Origin of the sequence: Mesorhizobium sp. M7A.F.Ca.CA.002.05.1.1, from assembly GCF_003998335.1 — a bacterium.
Classification (GTDB): Bacteria; Pseudomonadota; Alphaproteobacteria; order Rhizobiales; family Rhizobiaceae; genus Mesorhizobium.
Map to the genome: position 1 here is coordinate 1 of NZ_RZQI01000553.1, position 4077 is coordinate 4077.

Annotated in this window: 4 protein-coding genes; 2 read left to right on the plus strand and 2 right to left on the minus strand. The window is 60.9% G+C overall.

The window, feature by feature from the left end; genetic code table 11:
* Positions 1 to 599: EAL domain-containing protein (locus tag EN939_RS23745; RefSeq protein ID WP_164751170.1), on the plus strand; the 599-nt coding region annotated here is incomplete at its 5' end.
* Positions 600 to 732: 133 nt separating this feature from the next.
* Positions 733 to 1473, plus strand: a complete 741-nt coding sequence (locus EN939_RS23750) for a polysaccharide deacetylase family protein (protein WP_127270105.1) — start codon at positions 733 to 735, stop codon at positions 1471 to 1473.
* 71 nt (positions 1474 to 1544) lie between these two features.
* Here the strand turns inward: EN939_RS23750 and EN939_RS23755 are convergent, their stop codons facing one another.
* Together EN939_RS23755 and EN939_RS23760 are read right to left on the minus strand one after the other, a co-directional pair.
* Entirely contained in the window at positions 1545 to 2282 is a 738-nt protein-coding gene (locus EN939_RS23755; protein ID WP_127270107.1) for a hypothetical protein, read from the minus strand.
* Between the two features lie 211 nt (positions 2283 to 2493).
* On the minus strand, positions 2494 to 4077 hold a 1584-nt coding region (locus EN939_RS23760), incomplete at its 5' end, for an oxidoreductase (RefSeq protein WP_127270110.1).

The following is a 4077-nucleotide window of genomic DNA, read 5'->3' on the forward strand; positions in this document are numbered from 1 at the left end:
TCACCAAGGCGATCAACGAGGCGGCCGAATGGAACCGCGCCGGCATTGCCTTCGGACGGCTTGCCGTCAATGTTTCCGGCACCGAGCTGCGCGAACACGATTTCGATGCGTTCTTGTTCGAGACGCTGGAAAAGGCCGGGCTGCCGCCGCAGAAACTGTCGCTGGAAATCGTCGAATCCGTCATCCTCGATGACGAAAAGACGGGTATCGCGGCCAAGCTGCGGCACATCCGGGCAGCCGGCGTCCATCTCGAACTCGATGATTTCGGCACCGGCTATGCTTCGCTCAGCCATGTCAACCCGAACGAGATCGACCGGCTGAAGATCGATCGCCGCTTCGTCCAGAACATCCATGAGAATGGCGACAACTCGAAGATCGTCCGCGCCATCACCGAGCTGGCGCGTGGCCTTGGCATCTCGATCGTCGCAGAGGGCGCCGAAACCGAGGCCGAGCTCAATTCGCTGATGGCGATCGGCTGCGACCAGGTGCAGGGCTACTCCATCGCCTTCCCGATGCCGCACGACAAGGCGCTGGAATGGCTGACCGCCCGCATGCCCAAGAAGGCCAAGCTGACGGTGCTGCAAGGAAGCCTGGCATAGGTTTGCCTTTTTGTTTGCGCATGTCGTTATCCCAAAACCGCTGCGCACTTTTGGGCGACATGCACCGGCTCGCCTTGACAAGCCGTTGTGGACATGGCGGCCTTGTCGTGATCGCAACCGGATATCGGGGCTGATGACACCGTTTCGGTTTGTGCTGGCGGCGGTTTTGATTTTTGCGGTTCCCGCCCAAGGGGCCGATCGCATAATATATCTTACCTTCGACGATGGGCCGCTGAACGGCACAAGCAACATCCTCGATGTGCTGGAAGCCGAGCAGGTTCCTGCAACCCTATTCATGGTCGGCATGCACGCACAGGCTAGCGCCGCCAACAGAGCGCTCGTCCAGCGCGCCAGGCAGCTTCCTCTGGTGACGCTCGGCAACCACAGCTACAGCCATGCCTACAATCACTACCGGCATTTCTACGGCGACACCGAAGGTGTCGTCGCCGACATGGTAAGGGCAAACGCGGTGCTCGGGTTGAAGCCCGTGGTGCATGCAAGGCTACCGGGGCGCGACGTGTTCAGGCTGCCCTCCATGTCGAAGAACGACACCTCGCTTGGGCTCGCCCAGGAGGGGCGTGAAGAGCCCGACTACGAGTTTGTCGCTGCCTCAGGCTTCTATCTCTACGGCTGGGACCATGAATGGGTGCACAAGGACAACGGCGAGCCGGTGCAGAGCGTTGACCATCTGGTCAGCGAGATCGATCACCTGTTCGGCTATGGCCGCTTCGTCAAGCCCGGCAAGCTGATCCTGCTGATGCATGACGAGATGTTCCAGGACAGTTTCGACGGCAAGATGAAGCTGACCAATTTGATCACCGCATTGAAGCTGCGCCACTACACCTTTGGGACAATCCAGGGCTACGACGACTGAGGCGACAAGGACGGCCAGTTCTCAGCGGGTTGCGCATCGACACGCCAATCTGTCGCGGGATCAGCGAGGTGTCAAAGCACCTCGACTGATTCGCCGCGTAACTTGTGGCGGCGCAATTTGATGTATGTGCGTAAATTTGGCGTAATCTGAAAGCCAATCAGCTTCGTCTCCTGGAGGGGAGCAGCCCACGCCATCGTCTCGTAGCGGGCACCGTAACCTTCGATGGTGACGGCAAGATTTTCGCGGCCCAGATACCTCGCCAGAGTGGCACAGGCAGCAACCCTCGATCGTATGGACTGACCGTATTTGGGCGCAAACGCCAATCCTCCGTCCGCCAGGTCATCCACCTCATGGGCAAGCACCAGGAACAAGATGTCCTCGTCGCCGGCCGGCACGCCGGCATCCACAAGGCGCTCGGGGTCTCCGGTATCGAATTTCAGTCCGACCAGGCGGGCGACAAGACCTTCAACCCGGGGACCGATTGTTTGCTCCAGCCATCTGCGGTGTGCATCGGTGCGCCTGCTGGACTTTCCGTCCGGATAGTGGCCGCTGTCGTAGGCAGCGTGAAACATCGCGGCCAGGACAAGATCGACGCTTTTATCGAAATGCGCGGCCGATGACGCAGCTCCCACCGCATGGCAGATGAACGGCCGTCCTGTCTTGCGGTAGCGGCCGTTGAACATCGCGCAACACACACGATACGCCTTTTGCACCCGGGCGATATCGGCAACCGAATATCCATTCTCGTATAGCTGCATGTAGAGCGCCGTATTGGTCTGGCGCGGAACGAACGGATCTTTCTTGGTCAACTTGTCCCCCCGGACTTTGTTAGGTTTTCGTCAACTTTTCTCGGCAGAAGACGCACTGCTTCGCGATTTCCCTGCAGACTTGCAGTAGAATGAAACTGATCCCAAGCGTTTGGATCACCCTAGATCGTTACAAGTACGACAGGGAAAGTCCAGTCTAGGGGCTCTTGCAGGAAGCTTCGGCCGCGCGCTACGATCCTGGCGATAGCTAATTTCAGATTCGCAAGCCGAACCTGATGCCGTCATAGATGGCGGCATGAATGTTGCGCGAGGCGACCGCGTCGCCGATGCGGAACAGAACAAAGCCGCCTTCTGGATTGCGCTTGGGAAAGATGTCGCCACCGCTCACCAGACGCTCGTAGTCGACCGCGCCGCCATTCTTCGACAGCGGCTTCAGCAAGAGGTATAGATCGTCGAGCGGTAGCGTACCGTGCTCGACCACCACCTGGTCGACCCTGCGCTCGCCGCGCCAGCCATCGGCGAAATCCGAAGCCAGCTCTGCGATCAGCTGGTTGCCCTCACGCCGCACCGAACGCAGCCGCGTGTTGATGGTGATGGTGACGCCCTTTTCCTGGAAGGCCCTGATATAGGGCACATGGTTCATGCCGCCCATTTCCGGGGCAAAGAAACGCTCCGGCGATACAAGCTCGAGTTTCGAGCCGGCATTGGCGATCAGTTCGGCGGCGCCCATGCCCTGATGGCCGCCATTGTCGTCATAGAGCAGCACATTTTCGGCCGGCTTGACGCTGCCGGCCATGATGTCCCAACTCGAGGTGACAAGGTTGTCGCCTGATGTCAGCGGCGGGTTCTGCGGCAGGCCGCCGGTAGCGACCACCACCACATCGGGCGACAGCGCCAGGACATCGTCTTTTTCCGCCCAGGTGTCGTAGCGGATCTCGACGCCGAGCCGGTCGAGTTCGGCCAGCCGCCAGTCGATGATGCCGATCAGCTCCTTGCGGCGCGGGTTCTGCGTCGCCAATCGCACCTGGCCGCCGGCCTGGCTCGATGCTTCAAGCACCATCACCTTGTGGCCGCGCTCAGCCGCGACCCGCGCAATCTCCAGTCCGCCGGCGCCGGCTCCGACGACCACGATTTTCTGCTTCGGTCCTTCGGTCTTGACGATGATATGCGGGATTTCGGCCTCGCGGCCGGTCGCGGCATTGTGGACGCAAAGCGCTTCGCCGCCCTCATAGATGCGATCGAGACAATAGGTGGCGCCCACGCACGGGCGGATCTCATGCTCGCGCCCCTCCATCACCTTTTTGATGATGTGCGGATCGGCGATATGGGCGCGGGTCATGCCGACCATGTCGAGCTTGCCGGTGGCGATGGCGTGGCGTGCGGTGGCCACGTCGGATATGCGCGCCGCGTGGAAGGTCGGGAATTTCGTCGCCGCCCTCACCTCTCCGGCGAAATCGAGATGCGGCGAAGAGCGCATGCCGGTCACCGGGATGACCTTGGTCAGTGCCGCATCGCTCTCGATCGAGCCCCGAATGATGTTGAGGAAATCGACCTTGCCGGAGCCCGCCAGCCGCCTGGCGATTTCGATCCCCTCCGCCTTCGACAGGCCTTTTTCGAAATCCTCGTCGGCGACCATGCGGATGCCGACGACGAATTTGTCGCCAACGGCTGACCGCACGGCATCGAGCACCATATTGGTGAAGCGCAGGCGATTGTCCAGCGAGCCGCCGAATTCGTCGTCGCGATGATTGGTGGCGGGCGACCAGAAGCCGTCCATCAGATGGCCGTAGGATTCGAACTCGATGCCGTCGAGGCCGGCGGCCTCGCAGCGCTGGGC